The following is a 22,099-nucleotide window of genomic DNA, read 5'->3' as shown; positions in this document are numbered from 1 at the left end:
TAGGAAAAAAATAGACCTTTATTTTCATAAAAATATTGAAAAGGCAGGAATTTCTCCTGCCTTTTCAAATGTTAACTTGCCCGTGTATCTGGTGACAAACTGCGAAGTTCACGATTTCGTTTATTGGCCATTTTGGAATTAGGCATGTTCGGTGCCTTAATTAGCATGGCAATTAACACTGAAACAATGCTCAAGACCGCAATCAATTTAAATGTCGGGATAAAACCGCCCAATGAAGAAGCGATAAACGAACCGGAGATGGCCCCTATGCCAAAGCCCTGATAAATGATTCCGTAGTTTTTGCTTTGATTTTTTAAGCCAAAGAAATCGGCAACGATGGCTGGAAAGACTGTAATATTACCTCCGAAGCAAAAGGCGATGGCTGCTACACAAGTAAAGAACAAGCCATAGTGGAGCTCGGCAAAGCTTAACACCGTAACAGCTGCTGCCGTGACCAGCAAGGCGAAAGAAACGACCCGCAACCGGCCGAGTTTATCGGACAGTGCACCGAGAATAATCCGGCCGCATGTATTAAAGATGGCCACTAATGCCACCGCATTGCTTGCTGTCGCAATATCAAGCCCGGCCAGTTTCACACCAATGTCTTTTACCACTCCGATTAAGAATAAACCGCTCATGCACGCTGTAAAGAAAATCCCAAAGAGTAAATAAGCTTCTTTTGTTTTTAACATTTCTTTTACTGTGAAATCCTTCTGTAAGTTCTTATCTTCAGTTTGATTCTCATTTATTAATTTTGCTTCCCGTACCAAGAAAGAACCGCCTACTACCAAGACCATGACGATTAGTCCCCAATAAAGAAAAGCTTGATTGACACCAACCGTCTGGATAAGAGCTCCGTTCACGAATTTAAATAACAAACTGCCTGTCCCATACGCTCCAACCGAAATCCCGGATATCAGCCCTTTGCGTTCAGGAAACCATTTAATCAAATTAGATAGTGACGTAATATACGCGGTACCATCAGCCGCTCCGACCACCACTCCTGCCGTAATATAGAGCATCCACAATGAAGATGCCTGCGAACTGATGATTAAACCCACTCCAAGGACCACACCGGCAACCGCGATTAAGCGGCGGAGTCCCCATTTATCTTGAAGCTTGCCGGCAAACAATGTGGACAGGGCCAAGGCTAAGCTCGTGATGGAAAAGGTTAATGCAACGGAATTTAATTCCCAACCAAACCGATCGACTAACGGCTGGTTGAACAAACTCCAAGTATAAATCGTCCCTAATCCCATTTGTACAATGATGGTCCCCACCACAATCAGCCAGCGTTTTTCTGTGCTTGTTCTCATGTTGATCTCCTCTTTTCTTCTATTTCAATAATCATGTTTTAGTATTGTAACTGTTTACATGAATATCTTAGCACTGAAAAAAGAAGAGAAACCGTTTTCCGAATGAAATGCTTATATTCCGGAATGAATGGCGGTTATAGTTGCATAATTTGGCGAAAGCCTTTTACTTTGCTTCGGCTAACCGGAATTTCTACACTCAGATCCTTCAAACGGAGCTTGTAAGTTTGATTAAACCACGGGACAATTTCTCGGATTTTCGTCAGGTTGACCGTGTAGGACCGGTGGCACCGGTAGAAAAGTTCCTCTGGCAGAAGGGCTAAAAATTCCGAAATACTCATCGGCATTGTGTACTCCTCATTTTGGGTATATACCAATGTCACCTTCTCCCGGGCTTCTGCATAATAAATGTCATTGACATCCGTAACGATTATCTTATCGTTCTTTTTTAGATTGATATGTTTTGATGCCTTAGGATGGGATCCCTTTTCAGAAATAGGTTTTGTCCCACTTGATTCCTGTTTCCCCGCAGCCGGCATCCGGTCGCGCTGAAAGGCAGACTCGAGTCTTGCTAGAACAGAGGCAATCCGTTTCTCATCATATGGTTTTAAAATATAATCAAACGCCTCCAACTCAAAAGCTTGGACGGCATGTTCTTTATAGGCCGTTGTAAAGACAATATAGGGCCTGTCCGAAAATTTGCTGATGGTACTGGCTAACAGCATCCCATCAAGGGACGGGATATTAATATCCAGAAAGATGACGTCCGTATGATGCTCCTGTAAAAATTTCAGCACCTCCAGCCCATCCTCAAAACAATTCGTTATTTCAATTTCACTATACTCTTCTATTAAATATTCCAGTTCTTCGCGAGCTGGAATTTCGTCCTCAACAATGATGGCTTTCATACTTTCTCCTTTTCCATTTCAAAAAAGACTTCTGTACCGGGGTCGAGCCGTTTAATGGTGAGACCATGCCCGTAGATGAGTTTTACGCGTTGATGTACATTATACAAGCCGATTTTGTTGGCCGGCACCGCATCTTGCTGCATCTGTGTGATGACTGCTTCGCTAATTCCCAAACCTGTGTCCTTCACGCTTACTCGGATTTTATCTCCTATATCCTTAACGGAGATGGTGACAACTCCTGGGCTCTTCTGTTTTAAGATGCCATGAATAATGGCATTTTCCACTAAAGGCTGAATTAGCAGACTAGGAATTTTAATGTCAACGTCATCGAGGTCATACTCGACCGTTAACCGGTTACCGAACCGTGCCTTCTCAATTTCCACATAGTCGCGGACTTGCTCGAGTTCTTTATTAATATCGATGAATTCGTCATTTACCTCTAAATTGTAGCGCATATATCCTGATAAGTTGATAATCAATTCACGTGCCCTATCCGGGTTTCTTCGGGTGGTCGATGCAATCGCATTAAGGGCATTAAACAAAAAATGAGGGTTAATTTTTGTCTGGAGCGCCTTCATCTCCGCCTTATTCGCGGCCTCGCGAATTTGTTCAATCCGCGAAATTTCCATTAGGGTGGATATAATTTGCGACAACCCGATCGCCATCGTTTGGAGCGAGTTGGTCATTTTATAAGCTTTCCGATAGTAGATTTTTAAAGTTCCGGTCACTTCACCGTGTTCCTCAAAGGGGACTATCAAAAGTGAGTGAATTTGTGGAGTATGATGGTCAGCCACTTGGTTTCGCATAATGATCTTCCCGCTGCGAACCGCCTCTTTTGTTAAGTCACTAATGATTTCCTGCCCGATCACATACCGTTCTTCCCCAAATCCCACATAAGCAAGCACATCATGAATATCCGTGATTGCCACCGCATCAGCTTTAATATCATCTTTAATAATGGTACAAATCTTCTTTAATGATTCTGAGTTGACTGAACGAAAATATGGCAGGGTTTTGTTGGCAATATCCAACGCCAGCTTTGCCTGCTGCGCTGCGATTGTTTCCTTTTCCCGCTCCACACTCATAACGAGCAAAACAATCAATCCGATATTGATTTCGCCGGCAATCATAGGAAAACCAATCTTGGACACGATATCGATACCAAGTGAAAAAGGATGAGCCATAAGAAGGATTAACAGCATGGTTAACACTTCACAAAACATTCCCGCCGCAATGCCGTAAATCCAGCGCAACGACCTTTTTACCCGGCGATTGATGTAACCCGACACGACACCGGCAATGATGCTTGTAATCAGGCATGGAATCGAGGTAATCCCCCCGATATCGATTAAATACCGGTGGACACCGGAAACAATGCCTGTAATGATTCCTACCCAAGGTCCGAACAGGATTCCTCCCGATACCACCGCGATAATCCTAACATTCACCAGCGAACCCTCAACGTTTATCCCGGAGTAAGTACCAAAAATAGCAAAGGCGCAAAAAACGACGGTAAAAATAGCGCGCTCTCCAGGGGAATGGCGGCCCTTTTGCAGGGATTCCTTGAATCTTGGAATCCTGATCATAAAAAACAGGCAGATCAAAAGCAAGGCAGCCCGCTCAAATAAGTCAATTAACATTTCCAAATTAGTATGCATCCGATGTTCCTCTCTCATGATGAAGTTACCTACTAAAGATACACCTTCTTATCCTGATTGAAAATATGGCGAAGGCCTTTTACAAGATATTGTTCGAAAGCAAGTCTGCTGACTAAGACAATGTTGCATAAAAATACAGCTGGTCATTCATCTTGGCCAGCTGCTCCCCAATTTAATAGAAGAATTCTTCTAGGTTTTTGTTATTTTTCAGGACGATGCCATGAAGGTTCTCGTCTCAGAACCATTTTGAAATCTTTGCTTTACTTTCTTTTTCAAAATAATGGTTCCAATTAAACCTCATCTTAAACATGCTAAGAGACGACGTGTAATTAGCTTTTTCTATTCTAGATTTGTCGTAAATACCTCTTAATGAACCTATTTTATTTTTACTGGATAGGACGTGTCCAAAAAAATAACGATGTCTCCATTTTGAAAACTTTTTAACGCCAAGCGTTGGTATGACACCTTCTATAATCCATCTTTCTTAACCTTTAATTTGATTTGGGTTTTACAATCGATCCCCCGATGGATGTCTTACCATACCACATTATCAAGCTGATAATAGGGTATGGTATACTTTCCGGAAAAGAGTACTAGCCAATGTGGTTTTACCACTTCCTACTGAGCCGATAATCCGGATCTTGGAAGGTAATTTTTCTTTCAATTTGATCACTGTCCTGACAGCTGTTACCATATAACTCTCTAGAACATTCTTATCATTTTAAATATGTTTTCCCTTTACACTTTTATAACGACATGGTCATCTTTCTGCTATTGGTTTTCATCCCTAGGCTTTCATAAAATGATATGGCTTTGTGGTTAAACTCCCAAACATTTAAATCTAAGGACTCAGCGCCTTTGTTCTTAGACCATTCTACACAGGCATCGAATAAAGCTTTTCCAATACCAATTCTTCGGTATGTGCTTTTTACGCCAAAATCATTGATATAAGCATATGTTCTAGGTGTTAACGAATCAAAAGGCGGGGATAGTTTTAGTTCCACAACAGCAAAGCCAACTACATTCGCACTTACTTTTGCAACAAGGATGTCGATTTTGGGATCCTCCAACAGTTCGCAAAAATAGGTTGATGGCATGACTTGATCGACCTTCTGAAATATATGCGGCAATGCTTCGGAATGCTCATCTTGACCTTCTTTTACAATTAAGTTAACAGCATCAAAATCCCTAATATTAGCGAGTACTACTTCAATGTTCAATTTTAACCTCTCCAATGTTTACCATTTATTGATTCTATTTTACACCATTTAACAATGTAAAAAGGCTTTTTCTTTGAGTAAAATTGGTTTCTATATGTTAATCATCTAAACTCATTTCGATTATGTAGTCGTCTTAAAACGCCAACAATTATGATTATTATTGCAATATCCAACACTGCCAGTACATCGATCCATTGATGTTCACGCCCAGTACACTCTCTATATATAATATGGATTTTTGATATCGGGTCTTTTATTATATTTAGTAATGCAATATGTCCAATTAATCCGCATGCAATAATTTGAGCGAACGAAGTATCAATCAATATTCCTGAAAATGATTCAAAAATTAAAATCACGGTTGTAATACTCAAAAAAATTCCGGCAGCAACGTAAATGGGATTAAAGGATATGCCTGATGCAATCATGACACTATCGATGCAAACTGAAAAATCCGTGATTAGCACAAGAAATATCATCTTTAATTTGGAAATGTCAGGTACTTGTCTAACACCCTTATCCTGTTGAATTGACCATGCCAAATGGAAAGCTACCAAAAGCATAATCAATCCTAATAATACTCGTACCCCCGAAATTTCTGTCAAATAATGAAAAGTCATAACATATATGGTTCTGCTTATTGTTATACAAAGTATACTATATATCAGTGGTTTTATCTGATAACCATGCTTCCTAATTACCGTTGAAAATAATTAAATAATTATCGAGTTTCATTTATAACACTCATTATATAAATCTTTTAGGATTCCCCAAATCCCAGTCACTCCTGCCTTTTTAGAATCAATTTATTATGACTGGAATTAAAATATGCAGATTGTCCTTCTTCCCCACTTTATTTGCATAAATAAAATTCAACATCTTATACCATGAAAGACCATAAGCACAATTTGGATATTATTTTTAATTCGGACATAAGTATATAAAAATAGAGCAGACAAGCAGTCTACTCCATTCTTTAAGTCAGATTATGTTGAATGTGACCTTTAGTAGCTACCAATGCTACTTTGCAGTAATGCTGATGAACATTTTTCAGGTCCATGATTGATTAGTTATAGCAAATATTCCATTTTTAAATCCTAAAAAAAAGAGCCATCCTATTAATCAGGTGGCTCCTTCTTTTGCCTGGCAACGTCCTACTCTCACAGGGACTTGCGTCCCAACTACCATCGGCGCTGAGAAGCTTAACTTCCGTGTTCGGTATGGAAACGGGTGTGACCTTCTCGCCATTGCTGCCAGACTATTTTGCTTGAGATCGCTCCTCAAAAACTTCGGGAAGATAATCAGGAAGAAACTTTATAAAACGAGTTCGCATTTTCATATGACTTGGTTAAGTCCTCGATCGATTAGTATCAGTCAGCTCCACACGTCACCGTGCTTCCACCCTGACCTATCAACCTGATCATCTTTCAGGGATCTTACTGGGCTTGACGCTATGGGAAATCTCATCTTGAGGGGGGCTTCATGCCAGATGCTTTCAGCACTGCACATAGCTACCCAGCGATGCCTTTGGCAAGACAACTGGTACACCAGCGGTGCGTCCATCCCGGTCCTCTCGTACTAAGGACAGCTCCTCTCAAATTTCCTGCGCCCACGACGGATAGGGACCGAACTGTCTCACGACGTTCTGAACCCAGCTCGCGTACCGCTTTAATGGGCGAACAGCCCAACCCTTGGGACCGAGCCCCAGGATGCGATGAGCCGACATCGAGGTGCCAAACCTCCCCGTCGATGTGGACTCTTGGGGGAGATAAGCCTGTTATCCCCAGGGTAGCTTTTATCCGTTGAGCGATGGCCCTTCCATGCGGAACCACCGGATCACTAAGCCCGACTTTCGTCCCTGCTCGACTTGTAGGTCTCGCAGTCAAGCTCCCTTGTGCCTTTACACTCTGCGAATGATTTCCAACCATTCCGAGGGAACCCTTTGGGCGCCTCCGTTACTCTTTAGGAGGCGACCCGCCCCAGTCAAACTGCCCACCTGACACCGCGCTCCCATCCCGATAAGGGATGCGGGTTAGAATTTCAATACAGCCAGGTAATCCCACCGACGCCTCCACTGAAGCTGCTCCGGCTTCAGGCTCCTACCTATCCTGTACAAGCTGTACCAAAATTCAATATCAGGCTACAGTACTCCATGGGGTCTTTCCGTCCTGTCGCGGGTAACCTGCATCTTCAGGTACTATAATTTCACCGAGCTCCTCGTTGAGACAGTGCCCAGATCGTTACGCCTTTCGTGCGGGTCGGAACTTACCCGACAAGGAATTTCGCTACCTTAGGACCGTTATAGTTACGGCCGCCGTTTACTGGGGCTTCGATTCAGAGCTTCGCTTTGCAGCTAACCCTCCTCTTAACCTTCCAGCACCGGGCAGGCGTCGTCCCCTATACTTCGCCTTGCGGCTTCGCAGAGACCTGTGTTTTTGCTAAACAGTCGCCTGGGCCTATTCACTGCGGCTTACCGAGGCTATTCACCCCAGTAAGCACTCTCTCCCGAAGTTACGGGTCATTTGCCGAGCTCCTTAATTCATTTCCCGCTCACCTTAGGATTCTCTCCTCGCCTACCTGTGTCGGTTTGCGTACGGGCACCTTTTATCTCGCTAGAGGCTTTTCTTGGCAGTGTGGAATCAGGAACTTCGGTACTCTATTTCCCTCGCTGTCACAGCTTGAGCCTTACGGTGAACGGATTTTCCTATTCACCAGCCTAACTGCTTAGACGCACATAACCAGCAGTGCGCTTACCCTATCCTCCTGCGTCCCCCCATCACTCAAACGATAAAGAGGTGGTACAGGAATAGTCAACCTGTTGTCCATCGCCTACGCCTTTCGGCCTCGGCTTAGGTCCGACTAACCCTGAGCGGACGAGCCTTCCTCAGGAAACCTTAGGCATACGGTGGATGAGATTCTCACTCATCTTCACCATACCGGCATTCTCACTTCTAAGCGCTCCACCAGTCCTTACGGTCTAGCTTCAACGCCCTTAGAACGCTCTACCACTGACATCGAAGATGTCAATCCACAGCTTCTGCGATACGTTTAGAAGCCCCGTACATTTTCGGCGCAGAGTCACTCGACCAGTGAGCTATTACGCACTCTTTAAATGGTGGCTGCTTCTAAGCCAACATCCTGGTTGTCTAAGCAACTCCACATCCTTTTCCACTTAACGTATACTTTGGGACCTTAGCTGGTGGTCTGGGCTGTTTCCCTTTTGACTACGGATCTTATCACTCGCAGTCTGACTCCCACGGATAAGTCTTTGCATTCGGAGTTTGTCTGAATTCGTAAACCTGATGGGGGCCCCTAGTCCAAACAGTGCCTCTACCTCCAAGACTTCTGACTATCGTGAGGCTAGCCCTAAAGCTATTTCGGAGAGAACCAGCTATCTCCAGCTCGATTGAATTTCTCCGCTACCCACACCTCATCCGCGCACTTTTCAACGTGCGTCGGTTCGGGCCTCCATCCAGTGTTACCTGGACTTCACCCTGGACATGGGTAGATCACCTGGTTTCGGGTCTGCCGACTGCATACTATTTCGCCCTACTTAAGACTTCGCTTTCGCTGCGGCTCCGTCTCATCAACTTAACCTCGCATGCAATCGTAACTCGCCGGTTCATTCCCATAAAAGGCACGCCATCACCCATAAACGGGCTCTGACTACTTGTAGGCACACGGTTTCAGGATCTCTTTCACCCCTTCCGGGGTGCTTTTCACCTTTCCCTCACGGTACTGGTTCACTATCGGTCACTAGGGAGTATTTAGCCTTGGGAGATGGTCCTCCTGCTTCCGACCGGATTTCACGTGTCCGGCCGTACCAGGATCCACTCAGGAGGGAACGAAGTTTCAACTACAGGGCTGTTACCTTCTATGGCTGGCCTTTCCAGACCGCTTCATCTACCCCGTTCCTTTGTAACTCCATGTTGAGTGTCCTACAACCCTGAAAGGCAAGCCTTTCGGTTTGGCTGTTCCCGTTTCGCTCGGCCGCTACTCAGGGAATCGCGTTTGCTTTCTCTTCCTCCGGGTAATTTCAGAGCAAGCAGCTCCCCGGGTATGCCTTCAATAATTCCCATGTATTCAGGTAAAGATGCTGCCCCATTACGGGCAACGGGTTTCCCCATTCGGAAATCTCCGGATCAAAGCTTACTTACGCTCCCCGAAGCATATCGGTGTTAGTACCGTCCTTCATCGGCTCCTAGTGCCAAGGCATTCACCGTGCGCCCTTTCTAACTTAACCTAAAATGGTTTAAAACCTAAAATGGCGATTACTCGGTTTTACTTGGTTTCTTCATATTGATGATTATCCAGTTTTCAAAGAACGAGCTTGAGAGAATGTTTTGAATTATACCTTACGGTATAATCCTCACAGAAAAGATTGCTCCCTCAAAACTAAACAAACAACAGAGGTCAACTGTTTATCAGTCCATATGGACTGCATATTTCCTTAGAAAGGAGGTGATCCAGCCGCACCTTCCGATACGGCTACCTTGTTACGACTTCACCCCAATCATCTGTCCCACCTTAGGCGGCTGGCTCCGAAAAGGTTACCCCACCGACTTCGGGTGTTACAAACTCTCGTGGTGTGACGGGCGGTGTGTACAAGGCCCGGGAACGTATTCACCGCGGCATGCTGATCCGCGATTACTAGCGATTCCGGCTTCATGCAGGCGAGTTGCAGCCTGCAATCCGAACTGAGAATGGTTTTATGGGATTGGCTTCACCTCGCGGCTTCGCTGCCCTTTGTACCATCCACAGCACGTGTGTAGCCCAGGTCATAAGGGGCATGATGATTTGACGTCATCCCCACCTTCCTCCGGTTTGTCACCGGCAGTCAGATTAGAGTGCCCAACTGAATGCTGGCAACTAACTAAGGGTTGCGCTCGTTGCGGGACTTAACCCAACATCTCACGACACGAGCTGACGACAACCATGCACCACCTGTCACTCTGTCCCCCGAAGGGGAAAACTCTATCTCTAGGAGTATCAGAGGATGTCAAGACCTGGTAAGGTTCTTCGCGTTGCTTCGAATTAAACCACATGCTCCACCGCTTGTGCGGGCCCCCGTCAATTCCTTTGAGTTTCAGCCTTGCGGCCGTACTCCCAGGCGGAGTGCTTAATGCGTTAGCTGCAGCACTAAAGGGCGGAAACCTCTAACACTTAGCACTCATCGTTTACGGCGTGGACTACCAGGGTATCTAATCCTGTTTGCTCCCCACGCTTTCGCGCCTCAGCGTCAGTTACAGACCAGAGCTCGCCTTCGCCACTGGTGTTCCCTCCACATCCTTACGCATTTCACCGCTACACGTGGAATCTGGGCTTCTCTCTTCTGCACTCAAGTCCCCCAGTTTCCAATGACTCCTCCACGGCTGAGCCGTGGGCTTTCACATCAGACTTAAAGGACTGCCTGCGCGCGCTTTACGCCCAATAATTCCGACAACGCTTGCCACCTACGTATTACCGCGGCTGCTGGCACGTAGTTAGCCGTGGCTTTTCTGGTTAGGTACCGTCAAGGTACCGGTACACCTGATACTTGTTCTTCCCTAACAACAGAGCTTTACGACCCGAAGGCCTTCATCGCTCACGCGGCGTTGCTCCATCAGACTTTCGTCCATTGTGGAAGATTCCCTACTGCTGCCTCCCGTAGGAGTCTGGGCCGTGTCTCAGTCCCAGTGTGGCCGATCACCCTCTCAGGTCGGCTACGCATCGTCGCCTTGGTGAGCCGTTACCTCACCAACTAGCTAATGCGCCGCGGGCCCATCTGTAAGTGTCAGCTAAAAACCAACTTTTAGCCTTTCCTCATGTGAAAAAAGAAATTATCCGGTATTAGCATCGGTTTCCCGATGTTATCCCAGTCTTACAGGCAGGTTGCCCACGTGTTACTCACCCGTCCGCCGCTAATCAAAAGGTGCAAGCACCTTTTGATTCGCTCGACTTGCATGTATTAGGCACGCCGCCAGCGTTCGTCCTGAGCCAGGATCAAACTCTCCAAGAAAGTTGATATAGCTCATAAAAGTTAAAACGTTGGCTTCGTTTCGAAAGAAACGAATGTTTATTGTTGACGTATTGTTTTGTTTAGTTTTCAAAGAACAATTTCTTACACTGTCAAAAGCGACAGGAACAATAGTATATCGCTTTTCTTCTAACCTATCAATCATCAATTTTTACCAATTGTGAATGACGTTAGCTCTTTTTTTAGAGCAACGGGTTTTATCATAGCACCAAAACAGTGAAGATACAACCAGAAGTTATTTCCAAAACATTTATTGTTTCGCTCTTCAGAAGCGACTTACCTATAGTAACACCAAAGAAGGTATGCTACAACAGAAAGTTTTTACCAAATTCACAGTTTTTTTCTTAACTGATTCATACATTTCCTTCTGAATAGCGACAAGAATTGAACATTACGGCTTAATTATTTTTCAACCCGGCATTATTTTCACATCATAATAACAGCATTAGTATGTTTAATAAGAATACCGGGGATATTATCAATACATCTTCAAATGCCAGTCAATCTGTTCCGGTAACAATTGAAAAATACAACTATGTACATATTAATTATTGGAGGTAAAGAAATGAATGAAAAAAACGAAAAGCTACCCGAATGTAAGTTTAGGCGGTGAAAGGGCTAAGGATAAAGGTGAGGTAGATTCTGGACAATTGCGATATGGTGAAGAAAAAGGTAATAGCAAAGGAAAGTCAAAATAAAAATCATGATGTTTCCTTTCTAGTTCAAAATGACTGAAAAAAGAGTAGACCCAGGGGGCTACTCTTATTCTTTAGATATCTACTGTACCATCACAATCAATCTATAAATTTTTATTATAACCACCTAAAGAATAGTGTCCCTTATTATACTTTGTTGTTCCCTCTTTTCCTGATGTAATTGATTGACCGGAAACCTTTTGGCTATTCCTGCTTTTCCATTGATCATAGGTTAATAGTCCAGAACTACATGTCATCATTTAAATATTTAATATAATCATTCCCATAAATATAAATCAAAGGAATCACCTCCACTGGTTACTAATAATGTATGCGCTTTCATTTATAAACAACACTGTTATGTTAAAAATGTGCTCATTTTGACTTGAAGGTAATTCTAAGGCATTTGACACTTGTTAGCATAATATTTTTCTTGGCAATAGGGACTACAATTGATAACATCCCTTTAAATGCGAACTGCTACTTTTTCAGAATCCCGCCATGAATCTTACAATCCGAGAAAATATGAGACAGGACATGAACGATTCAGGTGGATAGCAACTCCCTACACTTACTTCACCCAATTCCTGGTGTGAGGCTAACAGTTCAAGATATAATTAAAGATCCTTCATATTCCTAAGAGTGATTAAACTTTCCTTTCTAATAACGTTGAATTCAAGGAGTATTTGCGTAATAGGAGTTCTTCACTGTTTAAGTCGATCAAAAGGAGGAAATTGCTTTTTAGTTCCAGCTTGAAGAATAAATTCTAATCGTGAAATCCAGTTATTGTTCTCAGCCTCAATGAGGTGCTAGACTACCTCGCGTGCATTCCATGTGCCTTCACCGTCTTTATTATTCAGCCATCCTGTAGACAAACCAAAAAGAAATTACTCCAGCATCTGTGGTGCGCGCTCCAGAAATTCTAATTTTCTTCTTTCGTGATATTCAAATTTTTCTCCTTTCAGTTAACTTATTTTCATATTGGAATCTTACCCTATAGTCAAAATCTCCGTTAGTCTCAATGATGTCGCTTATCACTTCCATTTCGAACGGTTTTTGTCGTAAAATAGTTTTGCTCTCTCCCTTTTCCTCATAAAATATTTATGTAATCGGAAATTGAGATATTTGTAACTTGATATTAAAACAAATGAAAACAAAATATGGGATAATGACTACTTCAAGGGGAATAGGAATACATAAATTAGTAGGTTACTCATTCAAAAAAATAATGTTATCTAGCTCTAGGTGGTGCAAAGTTTGACACGTTCGAAGAAAAACAGAATCAGAGTAAGATGGAGGAGAGTTTTTGGAGCCCTTCTTTTATTAAGTATATTAATGGCAGGTGTTTTTCAAATATATCAGTACGTAGAAGGTAAAATCTATGCCGAAAGCCAGCCGCTAAAGAAAGTGGAAGGAAAGCAGAGTTTACAAGGAGAAAAGAATAACCTGGAGGAAATCAATGTCCTCTTATTAGGCAGTGACTCCCGGGGAGAAAAACAAGCCCGTACCGATACAATTATGGTGGCCCATTTTGATCCACAAACCCATAAGATTAAACTTATCTCTTTTATGCGTGATATGCTAGTGTCTGTCCCAGGACATGGGCAACAAAAATTAAATGCGGCCTATTCGTTTGGCGGCACTAAATTGTTAAGGGAAACCATTAAGGAAAATTTCGGACTGGATATTCCATATTATACGATTGTCGATTTTAAAGGATTTGAAAAAGCAGTGGACCTCCTCGTACCAGATGGTATCGAAGTAAACATTCCTTATGAGATGTCATATGGTATTGACACAAAGCTAGAACCTGGCAAACAAACACTTCACGGTAAAGAACTTCTGGGATACGTCCGTTTTCGCCACGATCGTTTAAGTGATTTTGGACGGATACAGAGACAGCAGGAAGTGATTTCAAAATTGACAGATGAAGCCATTAGCCTGGAAAGTGTTGTTAAACTCCCTAAGCTGATCAGTCTTATGAATACATACATCGATACAAATGTCGATAAATCCACAGTTTTGACAATCGGAAAAGATATTTTAACAAAGAAAAGCAAAAATGTAGAAACCATGCGTATCCCTGAAGATGGCAGTTTCGAAAATAAACGAGATGAAGCACTTGGTGAAGTATTAGAAGTAGACTTTGATCAAAATATCGAATCACTTAATCAATTTCTAGAAGGAAAAAACGTTGCACAAAATGAGGAATAGTTATTGTGTTGCAAAATAGGTACATAAAAGCGTGGGTCAACTGTTGAAGCCCACGCTTTTTTATTTAAAACTGTGGTACGTTGTATTGAAAAACAACCCTTACCGTTGCATTTAATGTATTTTCACCAGGTTGAATGGGAGTGGTTGTGCTTTTAGCTGCAAAAGCCACTGATTCCGCGCTCACCGGGGTAAAGAAATGCGGGGTGGGAATTTGTTCTATTACTCTTAGTGGGATCCGATTTAAGTTCACTCTGATGGTATGGGCAATTTGCTGTGCTTTGGCTAGAGCGTCGTTGACAGCCAATGTTAATGCCTGCAGATAATGGAAATCCTCTTGCGTATTTTGGAATTGGATGTTTCCCGATCGGTTGGCACCTTCTTTAATGGCTAAATCATAGACCATTCCGACTTTAGATAAATCTTTGATCGTTATTTGAAGTTGGTGCTCTACTTCATATCCTTTGAATACCGATTTCCCTTCCACAAAGTCATATCTCGGATTGACGGAATAAACCGTGGTTTTTATGTCATCTTGTTCGATTCCCGCCTGTCTGATGCTAGCAATGATACGATTGGTGATGACCGCATTTTCTTGTTGGGCCGTTTGTACATCTTCATTCGTTGTAACGACCCCAATGGATATGTTGGCTTGGTCAGGCTGCACAGTGACCTTCCCTTTCCCTTCTACCGTAATCGTGTAATCATCTTTATTTGGGTTAGGCAAATGATGGTTTTCCCTAAAAAATGCCACTTTTTTCACCTGCTTTGCTTTATGATAAAACTAATATATGTATAGACCCTTGAAGTGTAATCAAACAACAGCATCATGGTTTCATTTCCCTCTTTTACAAAAAGAAGGAAGCAGCTGAGTGCCACTCCCTCCCTACCTTCCAATATTTACCTACTCTTTATTTTTCATTATACAGAACAGTGGTTCGGATTCATCCCAATAGGTGAAATATTTTTCCAGCCGAATGCTAACTCCGTTAATTCTTTACCTGCAAAATCAACCGCTATACTAGTAATCACTTCGCCACCCATCTTTTCATAAAAACGGCAAGAAGAATTATCCTTTAATACCCATAACATCATTGATTGAATATTTTGTTGTATTAAATCTTTTGTAACAGCCATTATAAGACTCCTGCCTATTGTACGTCCTGGAAGCTCTTTAAAATATAGATGGCATATAGTTCACCTTGATATTCGGGGAAATCTCCTGTCCTTTCTTTGCCGCCGTTAGCAAATCCGATAATTTGACCGTTTATCTCTGCCACAAAGACATTTTCCTCCGGTATAATCCCTTTCCATAATTCTGCCCGTTTTTCATAGGTCAACGTTTTTAGGTATTCATCGTGAATAGATCTGCATAAGTGGTCTTCCAAGCATCCACGTGCACTTTCGCTATTCCCTCCACGTCTGCTAATCCCGCTTGCCTGATTATCATTTGATCACCTCATCCAATTTGATCTAAATGTCATCAATCTATACTGTGATTTTATATGGAAATATATCTTACAATCTTTGTGACATAAAGTAACTTTTCCTATAAAATTTCTAATAATCAAGATATTTATGGGAGATCTCACCTTTATTAAGTAAGGAGTGATTGCTTTGGATTTTAAGCGAGCAAGAGTAGGAGATAATATTGTCTCGACGAATGGAATAAAGGGCAAAGTGGAAAAAGTCGGAGAAAATTCGGTGGTAGTGGAAATCATCGAGAATTACTCAGGCCAAAGTTTTAAAAATAATAGGACTGTTGTTTCCCATAGTAAATATGTGGTCCTTTTAAGTTAATCTCAAAATTCCTGCATCAATAAAAATACCTAAAAGAATAAGGCAACCTCCTGGCCATTCCTCATATGACGAAAGGCGCCGGAAGCTGCCTATTTTAATGTCCTTTTACCCTGTACACTTTTAATCCAACGTCCCCAAACTGATAATCCATCGTTTCCCCATTCTCATGAGCGTATTTTTCCAGGTTTCGCATAAAATGAACCCCCTCACTCAGCTCGTCATTCGTAATGATGTCAAGAGCGGGTGACAGCAGCTGTCTGGATAGGAATACGATTGTCTTGCTTCTGCCTCTTGTGATAGACACATTTAAACGATTGAGGCTGTAAATAAACTCTCCTTCCATTACCGCCTGTTCGAGGTCCGCTACACCATAGCTGATGATGGCGACATCACTTTCCTGCCCTTGCATTTTATCTACAGTACCGACAAAGAATTCAGGTCGCAGCCCTTGTTCCTCCAGCTGCCTGTTAATCTCCCTGATTTGAGCATGATGCGGGGAAATGATGAACAATCCTTTCTGCCAGAATTCCCTGTCACCGAGTACACTATCCTCGTACAGATTTCCATCCTCGTCCTTTAACGAATAACGGAACTCCTTAGATAATTGGGCAACCCATCCTGCTTCCATGGCATTGGCTTGGGATTCCTGGATCCCATCATAGACACAGACAACCAATGGATAATCGGGGTCGGCAATGGTTTCCACCCATTCCAAGCTCGGTTGATTAGTCAATTGGATTTTTTGGTTCGCGATGCCCGAATTAAAGGCCGTGTAGTTTGGTCCGTAGATCATCGATGCAGGATATCGACAAAGCACTTCGTTCATCCGGAAGTTTTCTGTTAACTGACAGGTATACTTTTGATCAACGTCCAACTCGAACAATAATTTAAAAATAGAATCATAGACATTGGGTTCGTTTTCCTTGACCAGATAATTTCCTTTTACAATAGGCGGTAATTGAAAATGGTCTCCTACAATCAGCATCCTCCCTGCAGCCTTCAAATGGCTCAGCGCCAATAAGGAATCAGATGTTCTGACTTGGGAAGCCTCATCCAAAATCACGACGTCAAAATCCAATTCATTCCAGACGTTATCGTAGGTTTTTTGAATATTGTAAAGGGTTGCTCCAATAATGGTAGTGCAATCGTCCTCCAGCCAGTCCTGTACTCCTTTTTCATAAACCATTTCGATGTCCCTGGCTTTGGCAGTGGTTACCTGATTCAATTTGCCCACTTTGATTTTCTCTTTTTTATGAAGCTGTTGGATTTTCACCAACACATTCTCAATAGCAGCATGGGTAAATCCGGATACGAGTATTTTTAACGGCCTTCTGTTTTGATAGATTTGTGACAATAGGAGAACCGAAGAGGCAATAAAATGGGTTTTGCCTGTTCCTGGCGGTCCCCAGCAAAGAGTGAGCGTTTTGTTCAAGAAGTGCCGGAACGCCTTCCGCTGGCTTTTCGTCAAGCCCGCCTGTTTGACTAGCTGTTTCACCTCTTCGTCATCCCATTTTTTCATTAACTTCCTGCTCATTTCAGCAGGGTTGTGAAAAAGCCCCAATATCCGGTGATCTTCTTCATCGATCATATCGAGTGCACCAAGGACTCGTTTGCTGGTCCAATCGGTATACCGTTTCGACACCAAATAATGCTCACCCTCATAAAACTCAAACTTGGTTTCTCTTCTCGGCATCTCTAACTTTAAAAATGCCTTGCCATTTTCATGAACGATGTCTTTGATTTTAGTATAGTACAGATTCGCACTTTTAGGCGGATACATGACGTTTCGATACCGATAATCATTAAACTTCAGCTGTTCCAATTCGCCAGCGGCATTTTTTTCCGTTATAATCCAAGCGTCACGCGTCTCCAACTCAGCTGCCACTTGAATGTTATGCAACTGAAAAAGTCCGTCTTCCACATAAGTGAGGTTTAAGGTAGTGCCAGCTTCCTCTCTTTCCTTCAGGGATAGGGCCCGTGCACTGCGGATTTCCAGATAGCTTAATAGGGTCTCATATCGGGTGGCAAATGCCAGCTTGGATAAAACAGCATGCTTATAGTGTCTGACAGTAGGCAGTTTAAACTTTTCAGGCCAAGCAAACAGGAGCGAACGGCCACTCCGGTCTTTTGCGGCAGCACGAATCCCGGAAACCACGCTGTTGGCTAGGTTTAGTCGTCTGTCCAGTTCTCTTTTAATCCAGTCCAGCTTTTCTGTTTCCTTGTCATTCCATACCTCGTGAATAATATCCGATTTCATGACGTTTGTAAGTTTGAAAGATAAATATTCCTCAGACTTATATTCAAAAGGCCAATCGCTTTGGGAAGCGATATAATCTGATAAATCTTCCAAACGATAAGCAATGTGGGCCGGCAGAGCAAACAAGCGGCTAACCACAGTAGTGAGGACAATGATAGGGAATGGAATCATATCCTCCGGATGTTCATCCGTTTCCGATAACAAATCACTATGAAAATAAAACATTAGGTGTAGGGCCTTTTCTTGATACTCTGGATCCTCCAACAGCACATTGAGAATTTCCTGGACATTGTTCCATTCATAATTGTCGGTTACATAGGACTGAACACTCTTTTGTTCCTTCCAATCTCTTTCCATGTTATACGAATGGACGGTTTCCAATATGTCATAAAGCTTGTCGACAAATCGGCGGATGACAAGGGACTCCTGGTCAGATGTTTCGGCAATAAAGTGGAATTTTTCCGACTTGCTTCCAAACAATTCACTTCCGCTAATCCGGTAAATGGACGCCGCATACACCCTTCCTGACACCTGATCCCGCTGCACGGTCAGAATCAATCGTATGTTTTCCCCAATCGGCATATCGGTGGCAAAGCTTTCATATGGAATCATTTCCCCATTTTTCAACGAGTCCAGCTGCTTATCAATCCGTAACACCCGGCCTCTTAAACTAGCACTTTTCTCAAGCAGTTTTAATTGGTCCTGATCGGTGATATAGTCAGCAAACTCTTCGATAGTAAGCGGTAAGCCGTTCTCCCGGATAAACCGAGAACCTTGGCTTGAAAGGTAAGGCAGCAACAATACATGCTGCTGTTCCTTCGCTTTTCCTAAGCAATAATCAAATAAACTGCACCACTCACAACGATAGTCCAAATGCCAGAAAACTTCTTCGAGCTCTTTTTCAGGAAGTTCCTTTAACTTACCCATCAAGAAATCTTCCAAATATGGAACCAAATGCTGAACGGAAATATATTGCGGATTTTCCTGTTCATAGAGCCAAACACCGGTTTCTTCTATTAATATTTCGCCCTTAATTTGATGTTCTTCGAGGATGGACTGAAGTATCATCGCATAAAGAGCCGTTTGAACCCGGTGGGATACTTTTAGGGCCTCAGAGGATTTGACATCAATAATCCGAAATCGAAAACCGGATTCTCCGGGAAGGCATTCAATCAAATCAGGCCGGCAATCGGAGAATGTGATTGTTTCCCTGTCGATCTTGTATTTTTGATAGAAACGGTCAGGAATGGAAAAGGTAGGCTGATATATGTATTTTTTGCTTGGGTTTTTTAACTCCTGGACCAAATCGTCAAATTTTATGTAACGGTTGGAAAGTGGCATGTCCCCTGTCCCAATCACCACATCGTCACCCAAATAGTCGGTCACCACCTTTTCTTCCCATACAATCCCTCCAGCCGTGATTACAGTATTGGCATTTTGGTTTTCGATGATTTCTTTGGGAATATCCAACTCAAGTTTCTCTTTCTTGGAGAGAGAATGATAGTATAGAAATCTTTCACATTCATGATAAAAAAAGCTAGCAATTTTCGACGGTGAAACGAAAAGCAAAATGAACATCCCCTTATTTAAACGAAAATTCTGTGTATATTTCATTATAAAGCAAACCAAATGCCAAAAAGACATAAAAAATTCATCAATGTAGTAGACTTGATGGATTTTTTATTGTTTCTTAAGAAAAGCTTTATCGATGTTATCTGTTTCTTTTCTAAATGTTGCTTTGTGCTAATTGTGCCTTAAAGTTTTCTTTGTTAGCTTCATACTGTTTCTTTCTATGGCCATTTGCTCCCGATGGATGAGGAAAATCGAAAAGAATCGTTTGATTATGAATTTTATTTTCCTCGACTAAATAGCGGAGTACATCGGAAACCGCTTTGCCTGTTGGTATGATGATTGCGTTTGGAAGACTGTTTATTTCAGGTACGAGCACTTCGTTCATCATGTTTAAGAATGCTTTCGTTTTTAACATCTTTGGCTTGCTGCCTGTATAATTTTGCCCGTCGACAAAGACTGGATATCTCATTACCGAGGTCGTATGCAGCAAGTGGTGCTGATCCCCAAATAATTGTTCACAGCTATTAATATTCAAAGCATGATGAAGCCCAATACCATCCAACATATCATAAAGGTTTTTCCTCATGGTCGTCCCGCCAAAGCTTGCATTCTTTTTGGCATTGCAAAGCATTTGTTCCCATTCTTCTTCATGGATGTGATGGCGTACATAATTAAAAGCAAGCTCCATTTGTGTCCAGCCGGGCGTAATCCCTATAATAATTACTTTCGCCTCTTTGTTTATGTATTCGAATGGTGCCCAAAAGACCTCGATATTGTCTTCCTTTAACATTAGAAACTCCTCGGTCCGAAGGTCATCTCTCTCATAAGCAGCTTTTAATGGCAACTGTAGTATGTTTTTTTCAAATTGTTGAAAGTACATGTTCATTCCCCCAAGTATGTATTGACCATGTTGTCGTGCATTTTTATTAACAACATTTTATTATTTCGTTAATCAAACTATAACGTTCGTTATAATTATTGTCAATATTTTTATTATTATGTTATAATTCATCTAACTTATTGTTATGAAAAGGGTAAACAAATGACAAATTCAAATTCCATACATGAACGAATAAAAAATAGAAGAAAAGAATTGAAAATGTCCCAAACTGAATTGGCCAATAAAGTGGGATTGAAACCACCTGCCATTAGCCAATATGAATCTGGGGTCAGAAAGCCTTCATTTGAAGCCTTAAGAAAATTATCGTTTGCTTTAAAGGTTTCGACGGAATATCTGGTTTCCGGTTTTAACCAATCCCAAAACCAGGACCCCCTTGGAAATTCTGATCGTGCCTTTCTAAAAATCATTCATTCATTAAATGCCTCTGATAAAGAAAAATTATTAGAATACGCAGCTTTTTTGGCAACTGGGAGGAAAATAAAAGTCGATATACTTTTTGACTCCCCTTCCGATTACGCGGACCATCTGCTGGAAGAAAGTACAAATGACCAATTGCCAATCGATTTATACCAACTGGCGCGAGAATTAGGGTTAAAAGTGTTGGAGGATGAATTAGAGGAAGGTGAAGGCATTCTTATTCAGGGCGACCATCCGATCATTCTTTTAGACCGAAACATAACCTTTCCATCAAGAAAAAAATTCACAGTAGCTACCTTGATCGGTCATTTTATAATCCCATGGCACTTAAAGCCAAGCTATACTTCTAGAAGGTACCTGAACAAAAACGATGAAATTTTAATGGGGAATTCCTCTCTTTTAACGGATGAGGTCGAGGAAATGGAAGCCCATAAATTTGCATCCAACCTGCTGATTCCATCAAAGGAACTAAGGAAAGAGCCGTTTAACCAAAGACCTGCCATAGAGGAACTAAAGAGGATGGCGGATAAAAAATATCAGGTATCTTTATTTTCACTGTTAAACCGATTAGTGGATTTTGCAATTGACAAGTACGCGGTTGTTCAATCCCAGCATTCTAAGATCATCAAAGTGTATCAAGGAAAGCGGATGCTAAAGTCCTTTGATGTGGAAGTGGATGCGAGAAGTATGGCAGCAACTTTTTTTAGTCAACCAAGCGCACAAGAAGAAGTCCGTGAGGGAGAAGTGCCGGCGGCTTGCTGGCTGCTGGATTCCAAGGAAAATGAAATGGTGTATGAACAATCCATCTATAATCCGAAGGTCGGAAGAGTATTAACTTTATTAACCTTTAAGAACCAGGATTAATACTAGGTATCAAATTCCAAAAGGGATTGCTTTGTGGAGCAGTCCCTTTTGTTCTACCTAATTCATTTATTCAAGAGGAATGGTTTCTAATTTCGAGATGATTCTGTGTTTTTAAAGGTTGATTAATTTCAATAATTGGTGTCTCTGTTTCATTATTATTAGTTGCTTCGTTGATTGGACTCATTTCTGATGGTTCACCCATGTCATTCATGGCTGTAGGAAATTCATTTTGTTTATCCAATATCCACACCTCCATGAATAGTATGG

The 22,099-nt window shown here is 42.2% G+C and carries 13 protein-coding genes, 3 rRNA genes and 1 pseudogene; 4 read left to right on the top strand and 13 right to left on the bottom strand.

Features of this window, described 5'->3' with window-relative positions:
• Positions 1-71: 71 nt before the first annotated feature.
• The 8 genes from ACY8D0_RS25305 to ACY8D0_RS25270 form a co-directional block, all read right to left on the bottom strand.
• Positions 72-1,316, bottom strand: a complete 1,245-nt coding sequence (locus ACY8D0_RS25305) for an L-lactate MFS transporter (RefSeq protein ID WP_462413227.1) — start codon at positions 1,314-1,316, stop codon at positions 72-74.
• A gap of 134 nt (positions 1,317-1,450) precedes the next feature.
• On the bottom strand, positions 1,451-2,221 hold the full coding sequence (locus tag ACY8D0_RS25300; RefSeq protein ID WP_462413226.1) for a LytR/AlgR family response regulator transcription factor: 771 nt from the start codon (positions 2,219-2,221) through the stop codon (positions 1,451-1,453).
• A complete protein-coding gene (locus tag ACY8D0_RS25295) occupies positions 2,218-3,879 on the bottom strand; it encodes a LytS/YhcK type 5TM receptor domain-containing protein (RefSeq protein ID WP_462413225.1) in 1,662 nt (553 codons plus the stop codon). Before ACY8D0_RS25295 ends, ACY8D0_RS25300 begins: the two co-directional genes overlap by 4 nt.
• 746 nt (positions 3,880-4,625) lie before the next feature.
• Positions 4,626-5,099, bottom strand: a complete 474-nt coding sequence (locus ACY8D0_RS25290; RefSeq protein ID WP_462413224.1) for a GNAT family N-acetyltransferase — start codon at positions 5,097-5,099, stop codon at positions 4,626-4,628.
• Between the two features lie 101 nt (positions 5,100-5,200).
• Positions 5,201-5,797, bottom strand: coding sequence for a TerC family protein (locus tag ACY8D0_RS25285; RefSeq protein ID WP_462413613.1), 597 nt, complete (start codon positions 5,795-5,797; stop codon positions 5,201-5,203).
• 443 nt (positions 5,798-6,240) lie between these two features.
• Positions 6,241-6,357 (bottom strand): 5S ribosomal RNA (gene rrf / locus ACY8D0_RS25280).
• 86 nt (positions 6,358-6,443) lie between these two features.
• A 23S ribosomal RNA gene (locus tag ACY8D0_RS25275) occupies positions 6,444-9,342 on the bottom strand.
• 211 nt (positions 9,343-9,553) lie between these two features.
• Positions 9,554-11,097: ribosomal RNA gene (locus ACY8D0_RS25270) — 16S ribosomal RNA — on the bottom strand.
• The 16S, 23S and 5S rRNA genes sit together here, the layout of an rRNA operon.
• Before the next feature lie 587 nt (positions 11,098-11,684).
• Here ACY8D0_RS25270 and ACY8D0_RS25265 point away from each other — a divergent pair.
• A complete protein-coding gene (locus tag ACY8D0_RS25265; RefSeq protein ID WP_462413223.1) occupies positions 11,685-11,813 on the top strand; it encodes a hypothetical protein in 129 nt (42 codons plus the stop codon).
• Positions 11,814-13,067: 1,254 nt separating this feature from the next.
• Positions 13,068-14,024: an LCP family protein gene (locus tag ACY8D0_RS25260; protein WP_462413222.1), complete on the top strand. Its 957-nt coding sequence runs from the start codon at positions 13,068-13,070 to the stop codon at positions 14,022-14,024.
• A 64-nt stretch (positions 14,025-14,088) separates the two neighbouring features.
• Here the strand turns inward: ACY8D0_RS25260 and ACY8D0_RS25255 are convergent, their stop codons facing one another.
• Both ACY8D0_RS25255 and ACY8D0_RS25250 read right to left on the bottom strand, forming a co-directional pair.
• A complete protein-coding gene (locus ACY8D0_RS25255; RefSeq protein WP_462413221.1) occupies positions 14,089-14,775 on the bottom strand; it encodes an SIMPL domain-containing protein in 687 nt (228 codons plus the stop codon).
• 167 nt (positions 14,776-14,942) lie between these two features.
• A pseudogene (locus tag ACY8D0_RS25250) lies at positions 14,943-15,301 on the bottom strand (N-acetyltransferase family protein).
• 337 nt (positions 15,302-15,638) lie between these two features.
• Here ACY8D0_RS25250 and ACY8D0_RS25245 point away from each other — a divergent pair.
• On the top strand, positions 15,639-15,821 hold the full coding sequence (locus ACY8D0_RS25245) for a DUF2187 family protein (RefSeq protein WP_462413220.1): 183 nt from the start codon (positions 15,639-15,641) through the stop codon (positions 15,819-15,821).
• A gap of 94 nt (positions 15,822-15,915) precedes the next feature.
• On the opposite strand, the gene ACY8D0_RS25240 is transcribed toward ACY8D0_RS25245, so the two are convergent.
• Both ACY8D0_RS25240 and ACY8D0_RS25235 read right to left on the bottom strand, forming a co-directional pair.
• Entirely contained in the window at positions 15,916-19,656 is a 3,741-nt protein-coding gene (locus tag ACY8D0_RS25240; RefSeq protein WP_462413219.1) for a bifunctional RecB family nuclease/DEAD/DEAH box helicase, read from the bottom strand.
• Between the two features lie 148 nt (positions 19,657-19,804).
• Complete coding sequence (locus ACY8D0_RS25235) at positions 19,805-20,530, bottom strand: uracil-DNA glycosylase family protein (RefSeq protein ID WP_462413218.1); 726 nt, start codon at positions 20,528-20,530, stop codon at positions 19,805-19,807.
• A gap of 162 nt (positions 20,531-20,692) precedes the next feature.
• On the opposite strand from ACY8D0_RS25235, the gene ACY8D0_RS25230 reads away from it, so the two are divergent.
• Positions 20,693-21,832 carry a helix-turn-helix domain-containing protein gene (locus ACY8D0_RS25230; protein WP_462413217.1) on the top strand — a complete coding sequence of 380 codons (1,140 nt, stop codon included), beginning with the start codon at positions 20,693-20,695 and terminating at the stop codon, positions 21,830-21,832.
• Between the two features lie 70 nt (positions 21,833-21,902).
• On the opposite strand, the gene ACY8D0_RS25225 is transcribed toward ACY8D0_RS25230, so the two are convergent.
• Entirely contained in the window at positions 21,903-22,073 is a 171-nt protein-coding gene (locus tag ACY8D0_RS25225) for a hypothetical protein (RefSeq protein WP_462413216.1), read from the bottom strand.
• Positions 22,074-22,099 lie beyond the last annotated feature (26 nt).

The organism is Neobacillus camarae, from assembly GCF_054950115.1.
This window is presented reverse-complemented; position numbering and strand designations above follow the sequence as displayed.

Excerpts from the sequence above, each read along its gene's own strand:
- ACY8D0_RS25305 (WP_462413227.1), bottom strand. The coding sequence starts at position 1,316 with ATGAGAACAAGCACAGAAAAACGCTGGCTGATTGTGGTGGGGACCATC.
- ACY8D0_RS25300 (WP_462413226.1), bottom strand. The coding sequence starts at position 2,221 with ATGAAAGCCATCATTGTTGAGGACGAAATTCCAGCTCGCGAAGAACTG.
- ACY8D0_RS25295 (WP_462413225.1), bottom strand. The coding sequence starts at position 3,879 with ATGCATACTAATTTGGAAATGTTAATTGACTTATTTGAGCGGGCTGCC.
- ACY8D0_RS25265 (WP_462413223.1), top strand. The coding sequence starts at position 11,685 with ATGAAAAAAACGAAAAGCTACCCGAATGTAAGTTTAGGCGGTGAAAGG.
- ACY8D0_RS25240 (WP_462413219.1), bottom strand. The coding sequence starts at position 19,656 with ATGTTCATTTTGCTTTTCGTTTCACCGTCGAAAATTGCTAGCTTTTTT.
- ACY8D0_RS25235 (WP_462413218.1), bottom strand. The coding sequence starts at position 20,530 with ATGTACTTTCAACAATTTGAAAAAAACATACTACAGTTGCCATTAAAA.
- ACY8D0_RS25230 (WP_462413217.1), top strand. The coding sequence starts at position 20,693 with ATGACAAATTCAAATTCCATACATGAACGAATAAAAAATAGAAGAAAA.